The organism is Exiguobacterium artemiae 255-15 (genome assembly GCF_000019905.1).
In the GTDB taxonomy this organism is placed as follows: Bacteria; Bacillota; Bacilli; order Exiguobacteriales; family Exiguobacteriaceae; genus Exiguobacterium_A; species Exiguobacterium_A artemiae.
Genome location: NC_010556.1, coordinates 1,480,435 through 1,505,587 on the forward strand (window position 1 = coordinate 1,480,435; position 25,153 = coordinate 1,505,587).

At 47.9% G+C, this 25,153-nt stretch carries 26 protein-coding genes and 3 pseudogenes; 18 read left to right on the plus strand and 11 right to left on the minus strand.

Annotation, left to right across the window (positions count from 1 at the left end):
* Window positions 1-24: 24 nt before the first annotated feature.
* The gene (locus EXIG_RS07750) at window positions 25-345 is read left to right on the plus strand and encodes a hypothetical protein (protein ID WP_012370376.1); all 321 of its coding nucleotides are present in this window, start codon (window positions 25-27) and stop codon (window positions 343-345) included.
* 10 nt (window positions 346-355) lie between these two features.
* Here EXIG_RS07750 and EXIG_RS07755 read toward each other — a convergent pair whose 3' ends face one another.
* Complete coding sequence (locus EXIG_RS07755) at window positions 356-703, minus strand: hypothetical protein (RefSeq protein ID WP_012370377.1); 348 nt, start codon at window positions 701-703, stop codon at window positions 356-358.
* A 119-nt stretch (window positions 704-822) separates the two neighbouring features.
* Between EXIG_RS07755 and EXIG_RS07760 the strand changes: the two genes are divergently transcribed.
* The 4 genes and pseudogenes from EXIG_RS07760 to EXIG_RS07775 all read left to right on the plus strand — a co-directional run.
* The gene (locus tag EXIG_RS07760) at window positions 823-1,125 is read left to right on the plus strand and encodes a putative quinol monooxygenase (RefSeq protein ID WP_012370378.1); all 303 of its coding nucleotides are present in this window, start codon (window positions 823-825) and stop codon (window positions 1,123-1,125) included.
* 61 nt (window positions 1,126-1,186) lie between these two features.
* Window positions 1,187-1,624, plus strand: coding sequence for a hypothetical protein (locus EXIG_RS07765; RefSeq protein ID WP_012370379.1), 438 nt, complete (start codon window positions 1,187-1,189; stop codon window positions 1,622-1,624).
* 104 nt (window positions 1,625-1,728) lie between these two features.
* Window positions 1,729-2,691: a DMT family transporter gene (locus EXIG_RS07770; RefSeq protein ID WP_012370380.1), complete on the plus strand. Its 963-nt coding sequence runs from the start codon at window positions 1,729-1,731 to the stop codon at window positions 2,689-2,691.
* 167 nt (window positions 2,692-2,858) lie between these two features.
* A pseudogene (locus tag EXIG_RS07775) lies at window positions 2,859-4,409 on the plus strand (IS1182 family transposase); the annotation flags it as partial.
* Window positions 4,410-4,536: 127 nt separating this feature from the next.
* Here EXIG_RS07775 and EXIG_RS07780 read toward each other — a convergent pair.
* A complete protein-coding gene (locus EXIG_RS07780; RefSeq protein WP_012370381.1) occupies window positions 4,537-8,247 on the minus strand; it encodes an ABC transporter permease in 3,711 nt (1,236 codons plus the stop codon).
* Window positions 8,248-8,581: 334 nt separating this feature from the next.
* Here EXIG_RS07780 and EXIG_RS15925 point away from each other — a divergent pair, with 334 nt between their 5' ends.
* From EXIG_RS15925 to EXIG_RS07795, 4 genes are read left to right on the plus strand one after another with little or no spacing between them, the layout of a single operon-like run.
* Entirely contained in the window at window positions 8,582-8,743 is a 162-nt protein-coding gene (locus EXIG_RS15925; RefSeq protein WP_167315834.1) for a hypothetical protein, read from the plus strand.
* Window positions 8,744-8,759: 16 nt separating this feature from the next.
* Entirely contained in the window at window positions 8,760-9,236 is a 477-nt protein-coding gene (locus EXIG_RS07785; RefSeq protein WP_012370383.1) for a hypothetical protein, read from the plus strand.
* Between the two features lie 14 nt (window positions 9,237-9,250).
* Window positions 9,251-9,793 carry a nucleotidyltransferase family protein gene (locus tag EXIG_RS07790; protein ID WP_012370384.1) on the plus strand — a complete coding sequence of 181 codons (543 nt, stop codon included), beginning with the start codon at window positions 9,251-9,253 and terminating at the stop codon, window positions 9,791-9,793.
* Between the two features lie 33 nt (window positions 9,794-9,826).
* Window positions 9,827-10,192, plus strand: a complete 366-nt coding sequence (locus EXIG_RS07795) for a hypothetical protein (protein ID WP_012370385.1) — start codon at window positions 9,827-9,829, stop codon at window positions 10,190-10,192.
* Window positions 10,193-10,260: 68 nt separating this feature from the next.
* Here EXIG_RS07795 and EXIG_RS07800 read toward each other — a convergent pair whose 3' ends face one another.
* From EXIG_RS07800 to EXIG_RS07810, 3 genes are all read right to left on the minus strand, one after another.
* Window positions 10,261-11,031, minus strand: coding sequence for a hypothetical protein (locus EXIG_RS07800; RefSeq protein WP_012370386.1), 771 nt, complete (start codon window positions 11,029-11,031; stop codon window positions 10,261-10,263).
* Window positions 11,032-11,076: 45 nt separating this feature from the next.
* Window positions 11,077-11,478, minus strand: coding sequence for a VOC family protein (locus EXIG_RS07805; RefSeq protein ID WP_012370387.1), 402 nt, complete (start codon window positions 11,476-11,478; stop codon window positions 11,077-11,079).
* Window positions 11,479-11,570: 92 nt separating this feature from the next.
* Window positions 11,571-13,319, minus strand: coding sequence for a methyl-accepting chemotaxis protein (locus EXIG_RS07810; protein ID WP_012370388.1), 1,749 nt, complete (start codon window positions 13,317-13,319; stop codon window positions 11,571-11,573).
* A gap of 189 nt (window positions 13,320-13,508) precedes the next feature.
* On the opposite strand from EXIG_RS07810, the gene EXIG_RS07815 reads away from it, so the two are divergent.
* A complete protein-coding gene (locus EXIG_RS07815) occupies window positions 13,509-14,696 on the plus strand; it encodes a hypothetical protein (protein ID WP_234944598.1) in 1,188 nt (395 codons plus the stop codon).
* A gap of 20 nt (window positions 14,697-14,716) precedes the next feature.
* Window positions 14,717-15,220 carry a DUF1572 family protein gene (locus EXIG_RS07820; RefSeq protein ID WP_012370390.1) on the plus strand — a complete coding sequence of 168 codons (504 nt, stop codon included), beginning with the start codon at window positions 14,717-14,719 and terminating at the stop codon, window positions 15,218-15,220.
* Window positions 15,221-15,264: 44 nt separating this feature from the next.
* On the opposite strand, the gene EXIG_RS07825 is transcribed toward EXIG_RS07820, so the two are convergent.
* Complete coding sequence (locus EXIG_RS07825; RefSeq protein ID WP_012370391.1) at window positions 15,265-15,879, minus strand: hypothetical protein; 615 nt, start codon at window positions 15,877-15,879, stop codon at window positions 15,265-15,267.
* 93 nt (window positions 15,880-15,972) lie between these two features.
* Between EXIG_RS07825 and EXIG_RS07830 the strand changes: the two genes are divergently transcribed.
* Entirely contained in the window at window positions 15,973-17,283 is a 1,311-nt protein-coding gene (locus tag EXIG_RS07830) for a right-handed parallel beta-helix repeat-containing protein (RefSeq protein WP_012370392.1), read from the plus strand.
* A gap of 70 nt (window positions 17,284-17,353) precedes the next feature.
* Here the strand turns inward: EXIG_RS07830 and EXIG_RS07835 are convergent, their stop codons facing one another.
* Window positions 17,354-17,563, minus strand: coding sequence for a hypothetical protein (locus EXIG_RS07835; RefSeq protein ID WP_012370393.1), 210 nt, complete (start codon window positions 17,561-17,563; stop codon window positions 17,354-17,356).
* A 142-nt stretch (window positions 17,564-17,705) separates the two neighbouring features.
* Here EXIG_RS07835 and EXIG_RS07840 point away from each other — a divergent pair, with 142 nt between their 5' ends.
* The 5 genes and pseudogenes from EXIG_RS07840 to EXIG_RS16220 all read left to right on the plus strand — a co-directional run bounded on the left by EXIG_RS07840 (window position 17,706) and on the right by EXIG_RS16220 (window position 20,624).
* Entirely contained in the window at window positions 17,706-17,894 is a 189-nt protein-coding gene (locus EXIG_RS07840) for a PspC domain-containing protein (protein ID WP_012370394.1), read from the plus strand.
* Window positions 17,895-17,920: 26 nt separating this feature from the next.
* Window positions 17,921-18,100, plus strand: coding sequence for a hypothetical protein (locus EXIG_RS07845; protein WP_012370395.1), 180 nt, complete (start codon window positions 17,921-17,923; stop codon window positions 18,098-18,100).
* A gap of 18 nt (window positions 18,101-18,118) precedes the next feature.
* A pseudogene (locus tag EXIG_RS07850) lies at window positions 18,119-18,940 on the plus strand (hypothetical protein).
* Window positions 18,937-19,413: a VOC family protein gene (locus tag EXIG_RS07855; protein WP_012370396.1), complete on the plus strand. Its 477-nt coding sequence runs from the start codon at window positions 18,937-18,939 to the stop codon at window positions 19,411-19,413. The pseudogene EXIG_RS07850 and the gene EXIG_RS07855 overlap by 4 nt, the downstream one beginning before the upstream one ends.
* Before the next feature lie 299 nt (window positions 19,414-19,712).
* Entirely contained in the window at window positions 19,713-20,624 is a 912-nt protein-coding gene (locus EXIG_RS16220) for a methyl-accepting chemotaxis protein (RefSeq protein ID WP_012370397.1), read from the plus strand.
* A 132-nt stretch (window positions 20,625-20,756) separates the two neighbouring features.
* On the opposite strand, the gene EXIG_RS07865 is transcribed toward EXIG_RS16220, so the two are convergent.
* The 3 genes from EXIG_RS07865 to EXIG_RS07875 form a co-directional block, all read right to left on the minus strand.
* The gene (locus EXIG_RS07865; protein WP_041261931.1) at window positions 20,757-21,209 is read right to left on the minus strand and encodes a GNAT family N-acetyltransferase; all 453 of its coding nucleotides are present in this window, start codon (window positions 21,207-21,209) and stop codon (window positions 20,757-20,759) included.
* Between the two features lie 140 nt (window positions 21,210-21,349).
* Window positions 21,350-22,558, minus strand: coding sequence for an MFS transporter (locus EXIG_RS07870; RefSeq protein WP_012370399.1), 1,209 nt, complete (start codon window positions 22,556-22,558; stop codon window positions 21,350-21,352).
* The gene (locus EXIG_RS07875) at window positions 22,545-23,153 is read right to left on the minus strand and encodes an ArsR/SmtB family transcription factor (RefSeq protein ID WP_012370400.1); all 609 of its coding nucleotides are present in this window, start codon (window positions 23,151-23,153) and stop codon (window positions 22,545-22,547) included. Before EXIG_RS07875 ends, EXIG_RS07870 begins: the two co-directional genes overlap by 14 nt.
* A gap of 163 nt (window positions 23,154-23,316) precedes the next feature.
* On the opposite strand from EXIG_RS07875, the pseudogene EXIG_RS07880 reads away from it, so the two are divergent.
* Window positions 23,317-23,736: pseudogene (locus EXIG_RS07880) on the plus strand (SRPBCC domain-containing protein).
* A 56-nt stretch (window positions 23,737-23,792) separates the two neighbouring features.
* Here EXIG_RS07880 and EXIG_RS07885 read toward each other — a convergent pair.
* Window positions 23,793-24,878 (minus strand): hypothetical protein, encoded by a 1,086-nt coding sequence (locus tag EXIG_RS07885; protein ID WP_012370401.1) that lies wholly within the window; start codon window positions 24,876-24,878, stop codon window positions 23,793-23,795.
* Window positions 24,879-25,153 lie beyond the last annotated feature (275 nt).

Genomic DNA, 25,153 nt, shown 5'->3' on the forward strand with positions numbered 1-25,153 from the left:
CAAAACGGAAACGGGGCGTTCGAAATGCGAAAGACGGTACTGGCACTACTCTTATTAGGAATGATCGGCGGCATCGGTTGGTTTTTTCTTGAGCAGGAACAGGATGAGACGTTTGAACAAATCGTACGGGCCCGGGTGACGACACATGTCGCCGCGCAATATGGCAAAGAGACGATCATTGCGGTCAGGTCTGCCTATGACAAGACAGCTTCTTCGAAAGAAGCCCGGCATCAGGTCGCCGTTCAATTGAACACCGATCCGCGCGGTGAATACCAGGTCTTTCGACTGGTGAAACAACAGGTCGTTTTCGTCGGCCGGACCCGCTCGTTACCGGAACGGGAATAAGCTGAACGCGTCAGTTTTTCTGTGTTCGTAACCGGACGTAGGAGACAAGCGTCGGGACAGCGAGCGCCAAAGCGACAACCGTTGCGAGCAGGAGCGGCACGGAATCAAGCATTATGTACGAGACGAAGGCTGCTACAATCAAGCCGGTTCGAAGGACATTCAATCGAAATGGTGCAGTAGGAAGATCCTGATCAGGTACAATGTATGCCATCCGGTACTGGAAGTAGAAGTGGACCAACAGTCCGAGTTGAATGATCAGCAGAAAAGTCGAATCGGATTGTTCGAAAAAGATGGCGTAAATCGTCATCATCATGACGAGCAGATACAAACCAGTCGTGACAAGCAGACGTTTTTTCAATAGAGCATCCTCCTTTTTCTTATGTAAGTTGTTACTTTCTATACGTTCGTATTACCCAAGTGTTCCCAGGAATTTTCATTCAAATAAGTAATCATCCAATCATGAAGGGGGAAATCAAGATGTTTTACGGATTATGGACAAAGTTCACGACCCAACCCGGTGAGGGACACCGATTGGTGGAGGTACTGTTAGAAGCAGCAACGTCCTTACAAGATGTCTCAGATTGTGAGCAGTATATCGTCAGTACGACTGAAGAAGCTGATACCGTAATGGTCCGGGAAATTTGGACGGATCAAGCGGCGCATGCTGCGTCTTTGCAGTTGCCGGCGACCCGGCAATTGATTGAACAGGCGCGACCGATTCTGTTAAAGGTCGAGCGGTTGCTGGAAGATCAGCCGCACGGAGGCAAAGGACTGGCATAATTTTTACAAAAAGAGGGAATCATTATAGCCAGAACACGTATGATCGTCATGAGGTGAGAAGATGAACAAACAAGAACGGATCCAAACCATTCAAACCATCCGCAAGAGAACGAAGCCGGCCCGGATTCTATCGGCCGTCGTTACCGGCGGCGCCTTTTTAGCGGCTCATTTTTTTGACCAATCCATTTGGTCGATGCTGGTACTGATCTGTGCACTCGCGGTTTCCGGCGTGATGTTAGGTCGCGAAAGTTTTGAAATCAGCCGACTGTCAGATTCGACACGTGCCAAACGATTGATTCGACTCCGGTCCATCATGGGTTTTGGTATCATTTCACTCATGCTGCTCATGATCGTCACGACTGAACTTAGAGATGATACGGACATGGCACTGCTATACGTGGCAGGATTCATGCTGATTGGAATCGTCATCGAAATCGTCCTCGAGTACCGAATCCATCGAGCCGATCCGGAACAGCCGATGAGCAAAGAATACCGCTGACTACATCCATTTGTTGAAAAAGCATCTGTAGCATTCGGGTGCTTTTTCTTGTGTTCAACTGACGGTATAAGCAGGCAAATCGCTTTCCTGTCCGGCTCTGGCATATGATAGGAACGACTCGTACAAAAGGAGGGCTTCTTATTCTTGCCATTATCATCGGATTAATCATCGGGATCCTCGTGCCCGTTCAAACGAGTGTCAACACACGCTTACGCGGCATCGTCGGCTCGCCGTTCCTTGCCTCTCTGCTCTCTTTCAGCATCGGGACGGTTTTTTTGATCGTCCTGACGCTGTTCGTGGAACAGAATTTCCGTCTGAATCCGGGTGTCTGGTCGGAACCCGCCTGGATTTGGATCGGCGGTGTGCTCGGTGTCATCTTTTTAACCGGAAACATTCTACTGTTCCCGCGAATCGGCGGTGTTCAGACCGTCATCATGCCGATTTTTGGACAGGTCTTGATGGGTCTGTTGATTGATAATTTCGGTTGGTTTTCGACCGCCGTCACTCCGGTTTCCCCAAGTCGTCTGCTCGGCGCCGGATTTGTCCTGCTCGGTGTCGTCGGTACCGTTGCGCTCGGTGACTGGCTCGCAAAACGCCGGCATCCGGAACAAGCGAAGCCTGTCGATCCGACGATTTACGGGTGGCGGATCATGGGTGTCGTCATGGGAATGATGAGTGCCGCCCAAGCCGCGATCAACGGGCATCTCGGAGTGGTGCTTGATTCCGCCATTAAAGCAGCATTGATTTCCTTTGTCGTCGGAACGGTGACCCTGTTGCTTGTCAATCTGATTGTCCGGACGAAGTGGCAGTTCGATCGGTCGCTCCCGACACCATGGTGGATTTGGATCGGCGGCTTGATCGGTGCTTTGTTCATCGCCGGCAATGCCGTCATCGTGCCGCTTGTCGGAGCGGGTGCTGCTGTCGTCATCGTCACCATCGGTCTGTTGACAGGCAGTCTGTTGATTGACCGGTTCGGTTTGTTTGGCGCAGCGAAAACGCCGGTCACCGGTGTTCAACTGGTCAGCCTCGGGCTGATGATTGTTGGTATCGTGCTGATCCGGCTCTAACTAAAAGAGGCTGGGACATAACTCAGTTTTATAAATGAGAAGGCCCTCGAAACGTTTTTCGTTTCAAGGGCCTTCTTCTATGATGAAAAACCGATTTTAAGTAAACAAATAAGGACTGCCTCTGATAAAGTTAAAGTGACCAAACCATAACTATCGGAGGTGTCCTTATGTTTAAAAATTATACCATGAACCAGCTGGTTCTACCTTTAGATTTAGAAATTCGTCTTCAAGAAAACGATATCGCATTCGCCGTTCATCATCTTGTCGAGTCCATTCCCGACGATGCCTTTGAACCTTTTACTCGAACGACAGGCTGCCCCGCCTATCATCCACGCATGATGATGAAGATCATTTTATGCGCCTATACGCAATCGGTCTTCTCTGGTCGGAAGATCGAAGGACTCCTTCAAGACAGCCTGCGTATGATGTGGCTCGCTCAAGGGAATGAACCGAGCTATCGTACTATCAATCGCTTTCGAGTGCACCCGGCAGTCACACCTATCCTTAAGCAGGCGTTCGTCACCTTCCGTTGCCATCTCGTCGAGATGGGAGAAATTAAGGAAGAAGCGATCTTCATTGATGGTACGAAACTAGAAGCGAATGCGAATCGATATACGTTCGTCTGGCGAAAATCCGTCGAGCGATATAGTGCGTCGCTCGTTGAAAAGTCTAATCTTCTCTATGAAGAACTCGTCGCACAAGAAATCTTACCGGAGATTGAACGAGAAAGTCCAGACGAACTGACCCTTCCTGAACTCGAGCACATCGGTGATGTTTTGGAGGGACGAATCGCTTCTATCAATCAAGAAATCGAGGCAAGTTCAGATACGCAGGAGAGAAAACGGCTTCGTTCCGAACGAAAGCAACCCCATCTTTTCCGAAAAAAGTTCGCTGAGTTCGTGGAAAGAAAAAGGAAGTATGCCGTCCAAAAGGAAACGTTCGATGGACGGAACAGCTATTCGAAAACGGATACGGATGCGACGTTTATGCGGATGAAGGAAGATCATATGCAAAATGGACAACTCAAGCCGGGGTACAACGTGCAGATTGCGACCGAAGGTCAATATACCCTCGCTTATGATGTCTATCCCAATCCGACCGATGCCCGCACGTTAATCCCATTTTTAGATGAGGTTTCCTCGTATCTTACTTTACCGAAACATATCGTTGCGGACGCCGGCTATGGAAGCCAAGAAAATTATCAGGAGATTCTGATGCGCCGAGGGCGCATTCCGCTCGTTCCCTATACGATGTTTCAAAAAGAGAAGACGCGAAAATGGCGTGATGATCCTTTTAATCTCGTCAACTGGTCCTACGATGAAACGACCGATCACTTTGTATGCCCGAACGGGCAGAACGTGACGTTCCGTTACATGTCTAAGAGAACGGATCGATATGGTTTTACCCGCGATTTCAAGGTGTACGAAAGTGAGAGTTGTGATGACTGCCCGCTTCGATCCCTCTGTACCAAGGCAGAGAAGGGTCGTCATCGCCAAGTCCGAGTAAACGTTTCGTGGGAAGAGCAAAAGGAACAGGTAAAGGACCTGCTTTCAGATCAAAAAACCGGGAAAATCTACGCGAAACGTAAGATAGACGTAGAACCAGTTTTTGGGAATCTGAAGGCTAATTTGCGTTTCACTCGTTTTTCCGTAAGAGGAAAAGCAAAGGTGAAACGTGAGCTTGGCTTCATCCTTATGGCAGTAAATCTGAGAAAGTGGCTCACCCAAAGTATTGCCCGAGGGGCATTTTAACAAGAGGTGATGAAAAAAAATAAGGGATTGCCATCGTGACGATGGCAATCCCTTATTTTCTTTAAAAGCCAGCTAGTTATGTCCCAGCCTCTTTTTAATCCAGTCCAATTTTGACGGTCGTCGGTTTCGGGAACGCTTCACTTGACGCATACATGACGAAAACAGACTGATCGTCCGGCACTTCATAAACAAAATCGATTTGCGAACGAAACGGAGGATAATACTGGAATCCATTTTTCCATGCTTTTTCGTTTCGATTGACGTAATCGATTTGTTCATACTCGGTTCCGTCCGGTGCTTGCAGCGTGAACGTATTCGGCCGGTAATTCACGGAACTTCCGTCATGATCGTAATACGTATCCTGAAAAATCAACGGCAACGTGACCAATTGGTAACCGCTCCACGGTTTTAATTTCAACTCTTTCGGCGGATTCGGCAACATAGCGTCCACATGAAACACTGCTTTTTTCTGAAGCGGATCACCGGGATAGGTCTTGACGACACCTTTATTCATCATCTGTTTTACCGCTTGTTCTTCTTGATCCGTCAAAGCCTTTGCTACCGGAGGCAACTCGATTTTGACGGTGACCGTTCTCGGGAACGCACTATCCGATGCATACAGGACCAATACTTTTTCATCTTCCGGTACTTGATAGACGAGATCGACATGTGATTTTTTGCCCGAAAAATACTGATAACTGAATTTCCAGGCTTTTTCATTACGATTGACATAATCAATCGGCAAGTATTCCTTTCCGTCAGGAGCGGTCATCGCATAGGTACTTGGCCGATAAATAGACATGGCATTTTTAAATTCAGGATCAACATCTAGTTCCAACATCACCGGAACCGTCACAAAACGGTAACCCGGTTTTTCTTTTAAATCCAGTTCTTTTGGTGTCTCGATCAGCGGATCGACATAAAAGAACTGATTGTTGATCTGTTCGCCGCCCGGAGTCGTCTGCACCATACCTTTTTTCATCAACTTCTTGATTTTTTTATCGGTTTCCGACTGTGAAACGGCCGCTGTTTTCTTCGATTCATTTTGTTTTACATCAGCGATTTTCGCACCGGTCGTTTGAACGGCAGGCGGTTTATCCTGCGCCTGCTTTGGTGCTTGCGTGATATCTTCGTTTGAGGCAAACAGGAACAAGCTCGTAACACCGGCGACTAAGACGACGCCGATCGTGCCGAGCGTCAGTTTAAAGCGTCGTTCCGTCGCCTCGATATTGACGGCGACACTGCCGATTGCCGCATTCGGCGTAATCCGGACAGCCCGTTGCGCCGGCAACAGGGCACCGATGACCCCGGTCACAACCGGGATGAACAGCATCATGCTGAGGAACAACAGCTCATTGACCGGGAACTGGTTGTAGACGTATCCGATCATCGCAAGAGCAAGCAAGAGACCGATCACACCGGCGAACAACCCGGTCAGCATGCCTTCTGTCAGGACGAGCAGCCGGATCCAACCGTCGCGCCAACCGGTTGCTTTTAAGACGGCCAGTTGCGGTTTTCGCTCATTGACGTTTTGCCACATGATTTCCGTTGTTGTCAGGATCGCAATCAAGAGGGCGACCGCCATCGCGACGTAATGCATCGTTCCGACTTCAAGCGCGACATATTCACCGAGCCAGGTCGCATATAAGACGCCTTTCAGTCGGAACGTCACGAACAGGAAGAAGATAAACAGACTGGTCGGCAGGGCAATTGCGACGATTGACAGCAACGTCCGTTGCCAGTAGGTGAACAGTTGATTGAGACTCATCCCGAAAATCGATTGCGACCGGACAAACCGGCGGCCTTTTGAGACTTCACCGGACCGCATGCTTTCAAACGGCCGGATGCGGTGGATCAGAGCCATCGGGACGAGCGTGCCGCCCCAATAAATCAACAGACCGGCGAGTCCGATCAAAAGGATCCGGCCGAGGGCGATCGGGTGATCCGTCGTCAGCCAGAACGAACCGAGAATCGTCCAGGAAATCAGGGCGACGAACGTTCCGAGCAGTGTCGCCTCTAAAAACAGCAGCTTCGACATCTGACGCGGACGCCAGCCGAGTGACAGTAAAATCGCAAACTCTTTTTTACGGGCATAGAGCAAGATGAAATTTGAACTGAAGACATAAACGAGCGCGACCGCAATCACACTCGCAATGACGCCGCTCATCCCGACTTTTGCTTCCTGGAAAATCGCCATTGAGGAACCGAGTTTGATCCACGGTTGCTGGACCCAACCTAAAGCCGATTCATTTTTTAAGCCGGGCAGGTAGGTCAGGGCGAGTTGTGGCGAGGACCCGAGTGTCACATCAGTAATCAGTCCTGTCTTGTCTTCAATCTCTTGCGCGACCGCCTGTAATTTTTTTTCGCTCATCGCATTCATAGCTTCGACCCCTTTGACGTTGACCCGGATCGCTGAAATGGCTTTGTCGCCACGGAGTTTGAACGCCGCATCGAGCGTCGTCAGCATCGACGGCGGTTTCGTCAGGAAGTCATACGGGTCATTCGTCGGCTTGACGTCACGGACGGGATTAACGGGCCGTTCATTTTTGTCCATAACCCACTGGGCTTTCGCCGGGAAGTACGTTTCCATCGGCAGCTCCGTCAATGGATCCTTTGAAATGTTCAGCTTTTGTGGATCAAAGACACCGATGAAATTTAAAGTCATCTTCGGTACGGACTTAAAATTGATGGACGTATCTCCAAATGTCCGTGCTTTTCGGTACATCGTTCGTTTGGCCAATTGAATATCTTCCGGCACTTCCTGTGGTGTAATCTGATAGGCAAACGGCCATCGTGTTGCGAACGGACTCGCGAGCGCCTGGTATTCAACAGAGGAAGGTTTTAAGTACATCCAATCGAAACTTCCGGTTGATTTGGACGGAACCGTTCCTTTTAAGATATCGTTGACCAGTTCTTCAGAGGTTTGGTTTGTCGTAATCTTGTAGACTTTCGCAGGTTGAAGCGGAAGCGTCTTTAGATACGATTTCCCGCCTTTTTTCATAATGTCTTGGACGGTCTCCGTCATCGAATCATTGACTAAGGACACATCGACTTTTTCGTAACGATACTTCCGGTAGGCATCGACGTATTCATGACTGTTTAAAATCAACGGGATATTCCAGACATCGTTTCCGTTGTCTGTCGCGATGTCATCTTTTGTAAAGTAACGGCTGTGTGTCGCTTTTTTCGTCGCTTGATCGAGACCGACGAGCCGGGCTTCTGCTTCCGGGTCAATTCCGGCGAGCATCGTCGCACTGCCGAACTCCATCAGTGGTTGTTTTCCCAACTCTTGCGGCGAAAGATCCCGGTTTAAGCCATCACTTTCGGAAGGAGACCACCCGGCACCTAAAAAGTAGGAGTTTGTCTGCTTTTCCTGCTGTAAACCGGTATCCTGAACGTCTTGAATCGTAACTTTATAGATACCGGGCTCTTTGAAATCGTACGTACCCAGCTGGGCATCTGCATAATAATTCCCGATCATCGCGATCGGTGCCGCGACTTCAACATCCGTGATCTGTTTGACGGTTTCGTATTGTTTTCGCGTAATGCCGCCGTCGAGCCCGCTCATATAGTTCGGCTCAAGCAGCTTCAGGTCTTCGGTCACACTGCGGCTGCCGGGCGGCCGGACGACGATGTCGTAAGACGAACCCCAGCGTTTTTGCAACTCGTCGACGACGGTACCGTTGTTCGCCTGCGTCGTCCCGATCAGGTAACTGAGGCCGGTACTGACGATCAGGACACCGACGAGGAGCAGGATGAACCGCTCCTTGTTCCGCCACCAGGAATTCCAGATGAATTTAAGCATCGGCCGTTCCTCCGATCATCCTTTGGCAATAAAAAAACGAAACGACAGGTTCAATAAATGATGGTTCATTCATTCGGATGACGATTGGTTGTCTACTTACATCGCTCATCACAGTTCCTCCCTTGCATGTTGTATGTCATATTTTTCATTAAAAAATGATTATTTTACCATTATATACAATTAAAGAACCTTTTTGGTTCGTAATGGAGATAATTATCTAAAAATTCCATCAATTTATTTTGGGGTTCGTCCAGGAGGAGCGCTTAATCTGGTTAAAGGACATCCGGTAAATGGAAGCGAATAGGATAAAAGTAGAAGATTTCTAAAAGGAGGAATGGCGATGATCATGATTGGCATATTTGCCGTGATTGCTGTAGGAATGACGATTTTAGCGGCACGACGCGGTTACCGGGAACGGTCAATGGATGATCGTGCATATACGTCAAACGATCACGAATTGGATATCCATCATCGAAATGACCCGCCGTCCTGGTAAGGGGGAGGAAATATCCATGAAAAATAAACAGGAGCGGACCCGGTTCATTCAGGAGGCAAAACGGCGTCTGATGAAACAACGCATGTTGAGTGCACTGTTGTACGGAACAAGTATCGTCCTGATTGTCGCCAATCGGGGAGCTTACTGGCCGTTCGCCGTTCTCATCGTTGCGCTGGTCTTGATTGCCCGCCTGCACTCAAAAGAAGTCAACCGGGATATGGCGCTGACACCGCATCCGGCAATGAAGCGGGTCATTCAAGTCCAGTACGTGATTGATTATTGTTTCATCGTCTTGGTCGGTCTTTTTCTGCCGGTTGTAATAAACCTGGGTCTGCCGTTTTTCACGAGTATCGGGGTTTATCTGTTGCTTGCCATTGTACTCTTACTGACGGATACGATTCTTGAACGCCGCGGAAAAGTACTCGATCCCGAGCATCCGACAAAAAAAGAGTTGCGGACCTATCCGAAGACGTGGAAAAAGCTTAAGACATAATTAGGAGGCTATCCGTGCAGGAAACAAACGAAATGTACCAGTCATTGTATGAAAATGAAACACTGCGCGAACAGTTAATTCTCGTCGACCGACTCGGACTGCCGGATGCCTGGATTTGCGCCGGTTACATCCGGTCGTTGATTTGGGGGCTGACTTTGACTGAGGAACAGGATATCGATGTCGTCTATTACGACGCGACTGATACGTCGGAAGCGACGGAAAAACAGTATAAGGAACAGTTGAAATCATGGCAACCGTTGCCGTGGTCGGTCAAAAACCAGGCACGGATGCACTTGAAAAACGAGTTGCCGCCGTATCAATCGACGTGTGATGCCATTGCACATTTTCCAGAGACGGTGACGGCGATTGCGGCGAAGTTAACGGACGGACAGTTGCAGCTGTATCTGCCGTATGGCGCAGCCGATTTACAGACCCGGACGATCCGTCCGACACCGCTGTTTTCAAAGGGGTTACCGCGTCATACGATTTTTCAAAAACGTGTCACCGGTAAGGGGTGGGACAAGCGGTCTGATTTACGAATCGTCGACCGGTTCTGAAAAATCAGGACTAACCGTCAAAGGAGGGGTGAGATGGATTTTCGGAAGATGCTTGTTGCCGGGCTCGGTGTCCTAATGATTTTTTATCTGTTCCGGGAACCACCGGCGCCTGACTATAAAAAGAAATTTAATGCCTCTATCGAGACCGTGATTGAACTGGAAAACGAAGAACTCGTTCGGCAGAACTACGATCCGATTGTCCGAAAAGAAACGGGTATTGAAGTCAGTGATGACGGGGACTGGATTGAGCTGTACTATGATACACCACTGCAGGGAGATAAAAAAAGTGTTTACCAAAAGCAGGGTGACCGGTACGTGCGGGTGACAAATATAAAGACGGTTTCCGATCAACTCGATCAGTCGGACACGACGTATATCGAAAACTTGGGAATCAAGTGAAGGAACAGCTAAAGAAATCAGAAAAACGCTGATGCCAGAAGTGACCGGCATCAGCGTTTGTTTATATTTCATAATTCTTTATTGAATAAAACCTTATATTCTTGGCATAACTCCATTACTTTTTCAGAGTAAGGAGATTTCTCAATGAGAAAATATTGAAGAGATTCATAGGTCCCTGTAACTTGTTCAAGCGCCATATTGTTAATCAATTTTTTTACACTAGAAACAAAAGATAACTTATCGTTATCACTTACAGTTTCAATATAAATATTTTTAGATTCTGATTGATTTTGGCTTGCAAAGGAAATAATATCAGATGCTTTTTCATGCACATTAACTTTACAATCGTTATGGTGATTCATATATTTATAAATCATTTCGAAGTGATTTAAATCAAAATCATTAACGTTCCCTAATATATCTAGCATTACAGCTGATTCAGGACTTTCAAGTAATTTTGTATTATTAATAACACGACCACTGTAAATTGCGAGCATTGCTTTTGCACGTGGCGAATTTGAACGGTCTGCAATATCAAGACATCTGCTTATGTAAAATTTAACGATTTCGTCATTTTGAAGTCGTTCCTTTAATTGCTCTATATTTTCTTCTGAGAAATTTCCTGAAATATATAATTGAGATATTAATACGTCTAAATAATTTATTCGATACTCTTTTGAAAAATTCTGAAGTCCTTGAATAATCCCCTTGATAGAACTAAAGTTTTCTAACGTTTCCAACATAAGATCGCTAGTAGCATTTTTTGAAAGTAATGTCTTAAAAAATACTACAGATTCATTTTGCATTTTTTGAGAGATGTTAAATTCGTTTTTATCCACGTGCTCGACTCCTTAATTTTTTATGGAGAAACAATAAATATCTATTTACTCTTTAATCGTCCATGTATCCCGCAGTTCAATGATCGTTCCTTCCGGTGCCTTCAGTTTACTGAGGTGACCGTCGACGACGAAATAGATGTTGCCGCCGTGTTTCGGTAAAAACGGAATCCCGAGCTGTTCGAGCCGGGCGACTTCTGCCTGTAAATCATCGACGTACAGCGCGAAATGAACGGGACCTGCCGTATGTTTCGTATAGGACGTCAAGGTCTCGTCGACTTTGTTCGTCTGCAGTTCGATGTAGAAGTCACCGAGCTTCAGCCAGCTGTTAAACGCACGGCTGTGGAAATCAGGGGATTCCTGGACCAGTTCGAAGCCGAGGTGTTCGTAAAAGGTTTTCGACGCGGTGTAATCGGTCGTTTGGATACAGAGGTGATGGATTTGTTTCAATGGAAAAACTCCTTTCAAGTCGTGTTCAGCGCTTTCGATTTAAATGTTAGCACAAACAAACGTCCGCTTCCCATCGAGGAAACGGACGTTTTTCAAGATTCCAGTTCAAACTTCTCTGTCTGATCTGTCAAGTAAGCCGATGTTTCATTCAACGTCTCGACCAGAACATGCAGTCCGGTAATCGTCGCAATCATCTGTTCGGAGGCGGCGGCGACTTCTTCGTTACCTGCCGTATGTTCTTCGGCGACAGCGGCGATTTCAGTCAAGGCACTGCGGATCCGTTCTTCCGTCCGGGCAACAGCCAGCATTTGTTGCCGCATCCCGGCAGCGGACGAGGCCACTAATCCGACTTGTGCCGCGATGTGCGAAAACGAGTTGTCCGTCGCCTGAATTTCCTGTTGACCGGATACCGTCTCCTGTAACGTCTCAGCAAACCGGACTTCCATTTGGGACGAATTGCCGGTGATGTTCTGAACAATTGCCGCAATTTGATCAACGCTGCTTGCGACATGTGTCGACAGTTTCTTCACTTCGGTTGCGACGACCGCAAATCCTTTGCCTTGTTCACCGGCACGCGCCGCTTCGATGGCGGCGTTCAAGGCAAGTAAATTCGTTTGCGCCGCGATGTCCCGGATGATCGTAACGAGCGCTTGGATATCACTTGACTGTTGTTTTAATTGCCGGACCTGTTCCGTAGCTTCCGCGACATGCGCATGAATCGTATTCATCCGGACAACGGACTGCTTCATCTGGGTTTGTCCGTCTTGCGTCGTGCTGCGCATCGTCTCGACCGTCTGTTCGATTTCTTGACTGTCAGCTGCGGTTTTTTGGACCAGCCTTGAGAAACCGGTCATCTCATCCGTCAAGGTGAGTGTCGTATGGGTCTGACTTTCCGTTCCGGTCGCGATTTCCGACATCGTCTCGGCAATCTGCGTCGAACCGTCCAAGACCTCCGTTGTTCCGGCATCAATCGCCTGACTCGTTTCCGTGACGAGTACCGTCGTCCGATTAATGTCGACGATCATCGTTCGAAGTGTTTCATTCATCTGTTGAATCGAGCGGGCGAGTGCATAAATTTCATCTTTTGCCGGAATTTTTAAATGATGCATCGTTTGCTGTGCCTGATCGAGTTTTCCGTCGGCAATCATCTTAGCGACGGATTGCAGGGTCTCGAGCGGTTTTAATTTCCGTCCGAGTATGTAGTAGAGGAGCCCCAGTGTCATAGCCAGTAAACAGACCAATAGACCGATGAAGAGCGGCAACGATTGTTTGAGCATCGCAGACGTCAAGTTCTCAACATCTTTCGCGGCAATGTCGGTTCCTAAAATGCCGATGATGTCACCGGTCGGACTTTTTAAGGGGACGTAGACGCTGATATATTTTCCGTACTTTGGATCATCAATGACATCAGTTGCGTGGGTTTTTCCCTGTAAAACTTCTTTCATGTCAGAGGCGACGGCTCCTGTTGCCGGATCATTGATTTTCGCGGCGTCAGCAATCGGAAGACCGTCAATCAACAGTTTGACCTTACCTTGATCGATTTTTGCCGTATAGACATACAACAAGCCGTTTTGTTTGCGTAATTGATCAAGCGATTCGCGTAATTGGTCATACGTCGCGTCATTCGTCGGATTCGTTAAAAATGTTTGGTAGGCGTCGGAATCAACCGTTTTGGCAATCCGGAGCGCATCCTGTTCCGCTGTCTTTTTAAGCGTCGATAACGCCGTTTGTTTCGTCGTCAGGTAAAGCGAGACACTGCTGAAAACAAAGAACAGGATGAGAATCAAGCTGATGATGAGCAGTAAACGTGTTCTGATGGAATGAGTCCGAGTCGTGTTCATATAAACCTCCTGATGAGTAATTCGTGTTGCTTACTAATCTATCGGACAGTTTTTCAAAAAAATGAATGACACCTGAATAAAAAAAGTACTGGGTATTTATTCCATAAATCCTTGGTCTTTCTCTATTTCAATTAGGGTCAATTTTCCAAATGACACCTATAATAAAGAGGATAACGATACAGAAAAAGGATGATGAAGATGCTTCAACCATGGAAAAAACGAATGCTGTACGGAACGGCGGGACTGGCCGTTTTTGTCAGTGCAGGTGCTGTATATCTCGGATTACGTCCGGAGGAACCAAAAGCCGTTTCCTACCCGGTCATTTCGAAGGATCTCACGACGATGACGTTTACACCAAAAGATGGTCAGGTCATCCTGCTGTATGGAAGCGATATTAACCGTCATAAAGAAACACAGGACGATCCGCAGGAACCGGGATTGATGACGACACTGTCGAAAACGGGTAAAGAACTGAAAAGGGAAACGATTGCTGACCCGGATTTCTATTGGATGAGGCTGTCACAAAAAGGAACGGATCCGCGGCACATCTATGCACATCACCCGGATGGCATCGAAGCCGATCACTTTTTTACGTACGATTTAAAACGGGGCACGTTTACAAAACACGAAGTGCCGAATACAGCGATCACGTCCGTTGCCCATTACGGGAAAGATGTCTGGCTGGAATCGAATGCCTCGAAGCCAAAGGAAAACATTCAGTTAATCAACGTCCGGACAGACAAGCGGTATCCGATTGAAGATCGGCTGATGCCGGTCTTTGATTCACCGATTCTTGAACTGGATCAGACGATTGCTTATGCCAACAACGGTACCGAGGATGATCAAGAAGGGGCGGCCGGAATGGTCCTGCTCGACCAGACGACCGGAAAATCACGCGTCATTCGAAAAGCGGACGAACCGTATGCCTATACGGCGTTATACGGTGCGAAAGACACAGCGTATTTTGCAACGACCGACGGCGTGATGATCCGGCTGAAGACGAACGGAACGATGCAGCAAAAGTCGTTTTCAACTTTAGACGGTGCTAGTTACTCGTCGAGGACACCGATGCGGATGATCAATAAACGGACCGGTTATCAAATCATCGGCACCGGTGAAAATGATACCGATCAACGGCTCGTGAAGTGGACGTTCGGACAAGCGTTCCAGGTTGAAGAAGTCCGACCGGATTTTTGGAAACAGGGTCACTATTATCGGTACCTCTACCGGAACCCGTATCAGAAGACGTCGTATTTCACGGAAAGTAAAACGTCACTTTCCGGAAAAGGCCGATTGATCGTCACGGATGACAACTTAAAAACGTTACGGACGATACCGGTCGCAGGAGCAAACGGCGTGGACTTCGTGATCGATTAACAGCAAAGGGAGGGAATGAAATGGCGTTTGAAGAGGTGTATTTGACAGCAATTCAAGCACGGTTCCGGGCCGTCCGCGAACCGGCGGAGCAGGCACTCGGTTGGCTGAACGAGGAACAGTTCCATCAGACACTGGCGCCGGATACGAACAGTGTGGCACTGTTGATCCAGCATATGACAAACAATATGACGTCACGCTGGACCGACTTTTTGACGACAGACGGGGAAAAGCCGGACCGCAACCGGGACGCCGAGTTTGTCGACCAGGGGCATGATAAAGAGACCTTGCTGACACTATGGAACGACGGCTGGAAACTCGTCGAATCAACGCTTGTTTCCTTGACACCGGACGATTTGGAACGGACCGTCTTGATCCGCGGCGAACCGCATCTCGTCGTCGACGCGATTGAACGGCAACTCGCGCATTATGCCTATCACACCGGACAGCTGATTTTTTTAATGAAGATCCTGCTCGGACCGGACTTTAAACCATTGACGATTCCCTTGCCGCATCAGCGGCACTGAACGAAACAGACCTGCCTCTTTTCGATAAAGAGACAGGTCTGTTTTCATAGTGTACGTGCACTTGGTGTACCGAAGGATTTGGTCGATAATGAAATCGTAAAAGCATGCTCGCCTTTTTTGAGTTTGATGCCTGCAGGAGAATCGATAGCAGCTAATGATCTTCCCATCATGGACTCATGGACGGTCGACTTTTCTAACATCAACAGGTCATATTCAGATGCGTGGAATGATTGGTTCTGAAACTCGACACCCGTCATCAAGAATTTTTTTAAATCATTTGATTCTTCGGACCACTCATTCATCGTATCCTCAAGCTCATATCTGTAGGACCGGTAGCCTTTTGCGCGATCAGACTGTTGACTGAGTTTCAGTGATTTTCCGTCATATTGACCGGGTTTGATGGTCTCGGAAAACCAGATTTTCTGCTTACCCGACGCAAAATATTCGATTCCGGTCAGGTAAAGGGGGCGATCCGTTTGACCGGTCATGACATAGGTCGCGCTATTTACAAAGGCATCTTCCGGTTCTTTGGACTCAACGAATTTAAGTGTCAACGGCAGTTCCGTTGGTTTGATGACTTTTTTCGGACCGGTTTCTTCTGCGGTGCAACCGGCAAGTAAAAGTGCCGATAGTGAACAGACAAGCAGTTGTTTCAACATCCACGTCACGTCCTTCATCTGTAAGTATATTCAGTGTAAGGGGAATGGATGATATTTACAATCTGATTAGGTATCACAGGAAGGACGGATTACATGAAAAAACGTTTTATTCTTTTACTGTCGCTCGGACTATTTGGCTGTTCAGCGACCTGGCAACAACAACCGGCGGAGTCGACAGCCGCGAAAAAAGTTCTGTATGTAGCGCCGACCGGCAAGGATACGAATGCCGGTTCAATCAAACAACCGCTGAAAACACTGAAACGAGCCAGTCAGCTTGCGAAAGCCGGGACAACGGTCTATCTGCGTAAAGGAACATATCCGGAAGCGTTAACCGTCAAGTACAGCGGGACGAAACAAGCACCGGTCGTCTTTAGGAATTATCAAAAGGAGAAAGTGGTCTTAAGTGGTAAAACGCTGAAGCAAAAAGACGGAGACACGGCGCTCGTCTGGATCGAGGACAAGCAGTACGTGACGATTCAAGGACTGGTGGTCGCCGATATCAAAACGACACGAACCAATGAGACTCCGATCGGAATTTTTGTGACTGGGACTGGCCGGAACATTGAGTTGATCGACAATCAGGTCCGGCGAATCAAGACGAACGCGAAAGACGGCAACGCTCACGGGATTGCAATTTACGGCACCGGTCGTTTGAAGAAGATCACTGTCCGGGGTAACCGGGTCGAAGATAACCGGCTCGGGGCCAGTGAAGCTTTGGTTCTGAACGGCAATATCAACGGTTTCTCCGTCACGGACAACACTGTACGACGGAACGATAACATCGGGATCGACTTGATCGGATATGAAGGCGTCGCAACGAATCCGGCCGAGGATTATGCACGGAACGGGACGATTGCTGGCAATCACGTCTCCGACAGTTCAAGTTACGGCAATCCGGTCTACGGCAAAGAGTACAATGCAGCCGGTATTTATGTCGACGGTGGAAAGCAGCTGACAATCGAAAAAAATACCGTCGAACGGAATGATATCGGCATCGAAGTGACGAGTGAACATGCGGGAAAATATGCGGAACAAGTCACGGTCCGCGGCAATCTCATCCAACAAAACCGGTTCACCGGCATTTCAATCGGCGGCTACGACAAGAAGCGGGGCGGAACGAAGCAGGTCCGGATTACACAGAATCAGGTCACCGGCAATGATACGAAAGGACTCGAAGGCGGTCAACTGTTGGTCCAGCACGATGTCCGGGATAACCGGATTGACCATAATACGTTTACGACGGGGCAAGATAATCTATTTGTCGCCCACTTTTTTAAGATAAGCTCCGGCAATCAATTCGAACAGAACACCTATCGATTGGCTAATGGAACAGCGAAACGTTGGATTTGGCAGGATCAAGAATACCGTACTCCGTCCGCTTTTGAGCGGGCAGTCACACGATGAATGAAAAACAGACGTCATTCTCCTCCTTGAGGGAAAGTGACGTCTGTTTGTTTAACGGACTCGCATTCTTTTAACTGTTGTAGCCGACGAACAGTGTGAAAAGCATCAAACCGGCTGAACCGACGATGCAGATCAGACAGACGACGGTCGTAAAAATACGCAGCGGCAACGGCAAGCTGACCTGTCTTTTCCAAACAACATACACGACGACGGCACTCGCCATCATCAGTAAAGCCAAAATCGAGAACGGTAACGCCCGTTCCTGAATCAAATACCACATGTCCAACTGCTCACGTCCTTTCTGTCAGATTCCGAATCAAAGGGGTTGTCCCCTGCAAAATCGGACTCCGTTGCGTTATACTAATTATTGTAACATATGGATGAATCACCCAACATGGAATCAATGAAAGAAGGGGAGACAATTGGCACAATCATTACGCAGATCAGCTACCGACCGCTCGATTCAGGGAGTATGCGGTGGACTCGCGGAACACTTCGGTATTTCATCATTGGCCGTCCGTCTGATTTTCATTGTCATTCCGCTTCCGATCAATTTAATCATTTACATGATTCTCGCGAACGCGATGGCGGATGCACCAAGAACGTTGTAAAACAAATGAACAAAGGGGGCATGACGATGACAAACGGAAAGATTGTACTTCGTGTGTTAGGCGTTTTGATTGGCGCGATCGTCGGTTTACTGATTGTTTACGAAGCGAAAGGGACATTTGATGTCAGTGTTCTGCTCGGATTCGTAGCCGGGGCTCTGATTTTTGCCTTGATCAATATCATCTGGGTACGCGTCAGAAAATCTTAAACAGAAGGGGGGAATGGAATGACTTACTTAATTTGTACGACATGTGGAGTGCAGATGGATGAAAACATAACACAGGACGACATCTGTCCGATTTGTACCGATGAACGGCAATATGTGAATCCAAACGGTCAGTCGTGGACAACCCTTCCGGATCTGATTTCGTCCGGGACGTATCAGACGACGGTGACAGAAGAACAAGCGGGACTTCAAAGTCTCGTCACGACACCGAAGTTCGAGATCGGGCAGACCGCTTACCTCGTTGCGGGGACAAAACGGATTCTTTAGGACTGTATCACCTATCTCGATCAGGCAGTCATCGAGGACGTGGGACAACTCGACGCGATGGCGTTGTCGCACCCGCACTATTACGCGACCCAGGTCGAGTGGGCGGAAACATTTGGTATCCCGCTGTATATCCACGAAGCGAATCAAGAGTGGGTGACACGACCGAGTAAACAGATCGTTTTCTGGTCCGGCGATCAACTCGCGTTAAGTGAGGATGTCATCTTACACCGGATCGGCGGTCATTTTGACGGAGCGACCGTGCTCGAGTGGATGGCAGGGAACGAAGGACGCGGGATTTTGCTGACCGGGGATATTGTCCGTGTCGTCGCCGACCGCGCGTGGGTCAGCTTCATGTACAGTTATCCGAACCTGATTCCGTTACCGGCGGCGACTGTCGCTGAGATGGCGTCCGCCCTAACAGACGTCCGTTTTAATCAAATCTACGATGCATTCCATAAAATCGTCGTTACGGATGCGAAGGCAGTCGTCGCCCGTTCGGCAAGCCGCTATATCGAGGCATTGAACGGACACGTCAAGGCACGTGAACGGCGATGATTCTTGGCCTATATGAAGCACATCTGCCCGTCCGCGACTTACAGCGGTCCATCGCGTTTTATAAGGGACTCGGATTGAAGCTTGATCACATCGTGGATGAAAAAATCGCCTTTCTTTGGATTGTTGAAGAGCAAAGCTGGCTTGGTCTTTGGCAGGCGGTCCAAGTCGGGTTGCCGTATCATCCGTCGATCCGGCATATCGCGTTTCACGTTTCACTCGACGGTTTGCGTGAGTCAGTCGCTTGGCTGACGGAACGCGGATTCACGCCGCGTAAGGCGTTTGGTTTTGAAAGGACGGAACCGTTCGTCATGCCGATCGCCCAGTATGCTCATGCGAAGATCCATTTCAATGATCCGGACGGCAACAGTCTTGAGTTCATTACGAAACTCGACAATCCGCTCGGTGCACAAGATTATATGTACTTAAGTGAATGGGAAACGCTTATAAATGACCGTGGTTTCATTCTGAAATAAGCAAGTCCTCCTCGATTCCTTGTGAATCGGAGAGGACTTTTTTTGTATCAGATTTTTAAGAACCACTTTTTGACGACAAAAGTTCTTGTTTGGTATTAAATTCTAAAGAAGGGAGAAACCATTCCTAAAAAAGACCTATTTTGAGATAATGGTCAATGTTTTTCTCGAAATGAGCAGATTGATGTAAAGCGGAAATGGGACTTGTTATGATGAATGGCAGATAAAATCGTTTTTTCACAAAATAGTTTCGTAACTAAATGGATGAAATTTGAAATGATGACCTGAAGGAGATTAACCACATGACGACACCCCAACTAACAAACCCTACCCTTGCTTCTGCTGATATTCTGGAAGCCCTGACCCACAATGTCGCAATGATTCGTTTTGATACGCAACGCCGGGTCGTTGATGTCAACGACTTGTTCGCGAAGACGATGAAGTACAAACGCGATGAGATGATTGGCATGCACCACCACCTGTTTTGCCGAGCGGATTTTGCAAACAGTGAGGCGTATCAGAAATTATGGAGCAAACTACTGGCCGGTTTCAGCTCGGCTGATAAAATCGAACGGATTGACGCCCGTGGCGACTCGATATGGCTTGAAGCAACTTATATGCCGATTTATGAAGCAAACAAAGTCGTCGGCGTCGTCAAGATTGCTTCTGATATCACGGACCGGCAAGAAACGATCCAGGAGTATGCGACGTCTTTTGCCGGCATCGCAACGGATCTGGATGCCCGCTCCGTGCAAGGCAAACAGGAAAGCCGGCAACTCAAACAAACGATCGAGAAGATGGCGGATGATGCCAAAGAAAATTTACGGACACTCGCGAATCTGCAGGAACAGTCTTCCGAAATCACAAAAATCACCGGGACGATCAAAGAGATTGCCGCACAGACGAACTTACTGTCGCTGAATGCCTCGATTGAAGCAGCACGTGCTGGTGAGCACGGCAGCGGATTTAACGTCGTCGCGACGGAAGTCCGTAATCTCTCGAAGCTCGTTGAACTCGCCGTCGTCAACGTCCGAAATACGACGGAACAGATGAACAAGGAACTGGAGCGGATTCAACAGGGCATCACGCGGGCAAACGCCGATGCCTCGTCCAGTGTCTCCGTCATGGAAGAGACGTTGCAACGGTTCGAGACCGTCAGCGAGTCGGCGCATGAACTGAATGAAACGGCAAAGAAATTTACGACAGTTATTTAAATGGACACGCCATACGCTAAGCCCGGACATGATTGAAGACGAAGTGGTTTTTCTCTTTATCGAGAAGGACCGCTTTTTTGTCGTTTTCCTGAGACATACGTTGATCCATCAAGTTGTTTTAGCGGAAGACTCTTAGATGTCTTGAGATAACCGAATCATATCGGTACACCGGATACCGTTTTCAATAATGTCCCCTTCGTAGTGCCGCAAGAAGAAGTTCAGGTCGACTCCAACAATCCGAAATCCACATTTTTGATAAAGTGCCAACTGACCAATGCTTGAATTTCCTGTCCCGATTTCGATGGTTCCGTATCCCATCGCTTGCGCGGTTTCGATGGCATGTTGTAAGAGAAATTTTCCGATGCCGCTTCCTTGATACTTCTCGTCTACTGCAATATTTACGATTTCGATTGTGTGCGGTCTTGTGTGTAGAAGAACATGCACACCGATCAGTTGATTCCTTATTTCAGCAACGAAACAACGACCTCTTTTCAAATATTCTTCGACTATTTTCTGAGACGGGTCCGCTGTCAGCAAGAGCTCCATCGGCGGATTCTCATGAGCTGACAATTGACGGATGTTTATATTCATACACGTATGCTCCTCACGGTTAGTTTTGATGCACTCACTTTTGTCAATGTCTCAAGATTTTTCGTTCCTGTTAATTCATTTCTACAAGTTAAAGTCATATCCCCTGAAACGGGACACGACTTTTTTTGATGTGTTCACCTGATCCGGACGAAGGCAGTACATACGACAACAACGATTCCGCAACCGCAGAAGAAAAGAATCTGTTCGAGACGGACCTCAAACGACAAGGTGAGGGACAGGGCAGCGTAAGACAATGGAACCAGACCGTTGGACGACGCATTGACAAGGCTCATGACCCGTCCCATCATCTGTGGTCGTGTCGTCGTTTGAATTGTCGTCAAAATCAGGACATTGATGATGGAGGAGATCCCACCCATTGTCAGCAGCAGCAGAACGCCTTGCCAGACGTGTCCGATTTGTCCCAGCAACCCAAGGCCGACTCCAAGCAGACCAATCAACGACAGCAACAGACGGAAAGACTGATTGATGAGGTTGCTGAAGCCGATCCAGGCCGCACCAAGCAACATGCCAAGCTGATACGCACCTTGGAGATAGCTGAGGTCAAGCGCTTGACCACCTAAAACCCGATCGACGAGTAATGGTATACCCATCAGCAACGGACCAAAAAAGAAGAAGTTGATGATAATCAGCAGGAAGAGGATCCGTTTTAAGTATGGGTCGGCAAACACATAATGAAATCCTTGAGCAAGTTCAATCCGGGCAGATGTCCGAGTCGGATTGTCGATGGGATGTTCGCGAATGAAAAAGGTACCGAGCGATGCGAGCAAAAGAAACAGTGCAATCGTCAAAAATAAGAAATGGAAGGATGAGAAGGTCAGCAGTACACCGCCAAACAACGGTCCGGAGAATAACGCCATCTGATTGGAGGTTTGAAGAATCGAATTGGCCCGCGTCAGGTCATCTTTTGAGACAAGGAGTGGCAACAGGGACGCACTGGCAGGGGAAAAAAAGGCATCGATGCAACCGAACGTAAAAGCAAATAATGCAAGTGGAACAATCGTCAGCAGCTCGAGGTGATAAACGGACAGCAATAACAGAACAAAAGTGAGCCGCAGCAGACTGGAATACCGTAAGATGCTCGATTTCTTGAACCGATCGGCAATGACACCGCCGAACACCATTAAAAAAATCCGCGGCAACAATGTCAGTATCAAGACGAGACCTAAATAAGTATCAAGTTTCAAGACGCGGAGGATATACCACTGCTCGGCAAACAGGTAAGTGGATAGGGCGAGAAAGGAAAAGGTACTGGCGAGCCAAAGTGCTCGAAACGAACGGTTCTTTAACAGCGGTTGATGGTGTCCCGAGTCAGTCGCCTGCATCTCGTCCCTCCTCAAATAAGGCGGCCTCGATTTCAAAGGCTGTCGCCATGACGTAATATAATTTTTGATCTGTCTCATCCGTTGATGCATCGTGTTCGACTTCCAATAACAATTCGCGGTAACGTTTCGTAAACGTCAAGAATTGCTCAGGTGTAAGCCGGAGTTCTTTTTGCAGCGACAGACTTTCCCAGTTCTCGACGTCAGGGGAACTCGGGGCAAACGAACGTTCAGGCGCCGTCAAGACACGTGTTTTCGCCCGGTCGAGCACTTCGATGTACGACTGGCGTGTCGCCTGTTTCGTCTCGACGAGATTGAGCAGATGATCAGCTGGAATGAATCCGCGGGCGACAGCTTGATAATACTTCAATACATTGCCACCCCGGACTTCTTCTTTGACAAGGCGAATCAACTGATACTTTTCGAGTTCCCGCAGATGATACAAAATCTTCGCCCGGGAGACGTCGAGCTTTTGTGCCAATTGCTGGCCAGTATGCGGCTGTTCAATCAGATGCATCAGCATCTTCGTCCGCATCGGATCGCTGATGACTTTGAGTTGTTCATACTGTTCGAGAATCAAAATCGCCTGCTGTTCCATTATTAGCACTCCTTTTTATTAACCGATTAACTTTTATTAACTGTAAAGCTAGTATACCTGAATGATTGACAAAATAAACCATTTTTCAAAAAGAAGAATTTGTTCAGTTAAAGCAGAACGTTAAACAAAGAACGGATTTTCTACTGACAAAGGAGCGAGTCAAATGGAGCAATCGCAAACACTTGAAATCAACGCCGTCATCCAACGTCCGGTCGCAGACGTCTGGACGTACTGGACGGAACCGGAACACATTAAAGCCTGGAACGCGGCTTCTGACGATTGGCATACGACGGAAGCAACGAATGATGTCCAGGCGGGGGGACATTTTTCCAGTCACATGGCGGCAAAGGACGGAAGTGTCGGCTTTGATTTTTCCGGCGTCTAGCTAGAGGTCATTCTTTATGAAAAATTAGCGTACACGATCGACGATGGACGCCACGTGACGATTCTGTTTTCGGCGAACGGTGATGAGACCGAGGTCGTTGAAACGTTTGAAGCGGAGTCGACGAATCCGCCCGAAATGCAACAAGCGGGCTGGAAGGCGATTCTTGACCGTTTTAAAGCGTACGCGGAGCAACAGTGAATGTAAGAAAGACGACAAAACCCGTTCCATGACAGGACGGGTTTTTGTGTTTTTCCTTATTTTTTGAGTTGTATGAGGTGGAAATGTAATGTTCCGTCATCCCGGAGCACACTGTAACCGAGTCGACCGTTCGTGAAAACCGGTTTCGAATACTCGCCTTCCTTGTCCGTCAGCGGGACAACCGTCCCGTTTATCAGGTCCGCATAAAGGAGTTGATGCTGTTCTTCCCGGAAGACGACACGATCGGCTGACAGGAAACAAAAGGCATCAGTCAGATCATACGGTTCCGGTGTCGTATAGTAGTACGATGTCCGGTTCGATCCATGCGACTGGAACAGAGCGTTTCCTTCCGCACCCGTTGCGAGATAGTGCCGCCCATAAGCAAAATCAAGCGGCATCGTGGCTTTTTTGATCGTTTTTCCGGAAAGTGTCGTGTAGGCGGTCGTTTTTTCATCCGCTTTGTACGTGGTTTGATCGAGAAGAATTCCACCGTCTCCGTCCCGGAGATGTTGCGCATATGCTCCGGTCCGGGTTGCTGTTTCCTTCAACGTCAGTGTTTTTTGTGTCGTGACGTACCCGGTCGCCGCATCATATTTTTGCACAAGCGAGTGTATCTGACGGTTCTTTTTCATATGCTTGATCCAGGAGACATGCGTCGCTGTCGTCTGCAAATCCGGGTAAAAATGCTTCGGCTCGGTTCCTTGATCCAGTTGTTGGATGGAACCGGTCGCTAAATCCATGGTCTCCAGTGTCCATGTGCTGTCATTCGCATGATCTTGATAACGGATCCAAAATAACTGCCGTCCGACACCGACCAGTTTGTAAATGGATTGCTTCGTCGTATACAATTTTTGCAGCTTTTGATCCGTTAAGGAATAACGGAAAATGAAGCTGTTCTTCTCGTTTGAGGCGTAAAAATACAAGGCGGTTTCATCGATGTAACTCGGACCGGACAGGTAAGGATACCGCTGATAGACAGCCGTTAAATCGTAACTATTGCTTTGTCCGAGCGGCGAAAACGTCTCACTTCGGATCAATTCTTTTGGTGCTGGAACCGGGGGCGTTGGTTCCGATTCCGGTTGACTGCATCCTACAAGCAGCAGGACAAGGCTGAATAAGCTGAGTTTTAAAAAATAAGGCATAGCAAAAAACTCCCGTTCTGTTTTAGGAAAATGAAAACTCTATTAGTGTATAGCGAAACGAATCCATTGCCCTAAAAAAGAAAGCAAGCTTACAGGAATGTAAGCTGATGTTTCTTTCATAAATATTCTGAATATTTATTTAGTAACTGAATGACCGGGAATATATATATATATCTAAAAGATACAGGAGAATCCGATGCCTAAAGAAAACATGACACGATATGCGATTTTAGGATTGCTGGCAAGCGGCTGTACGTCCGGTTACGAAATGAAAC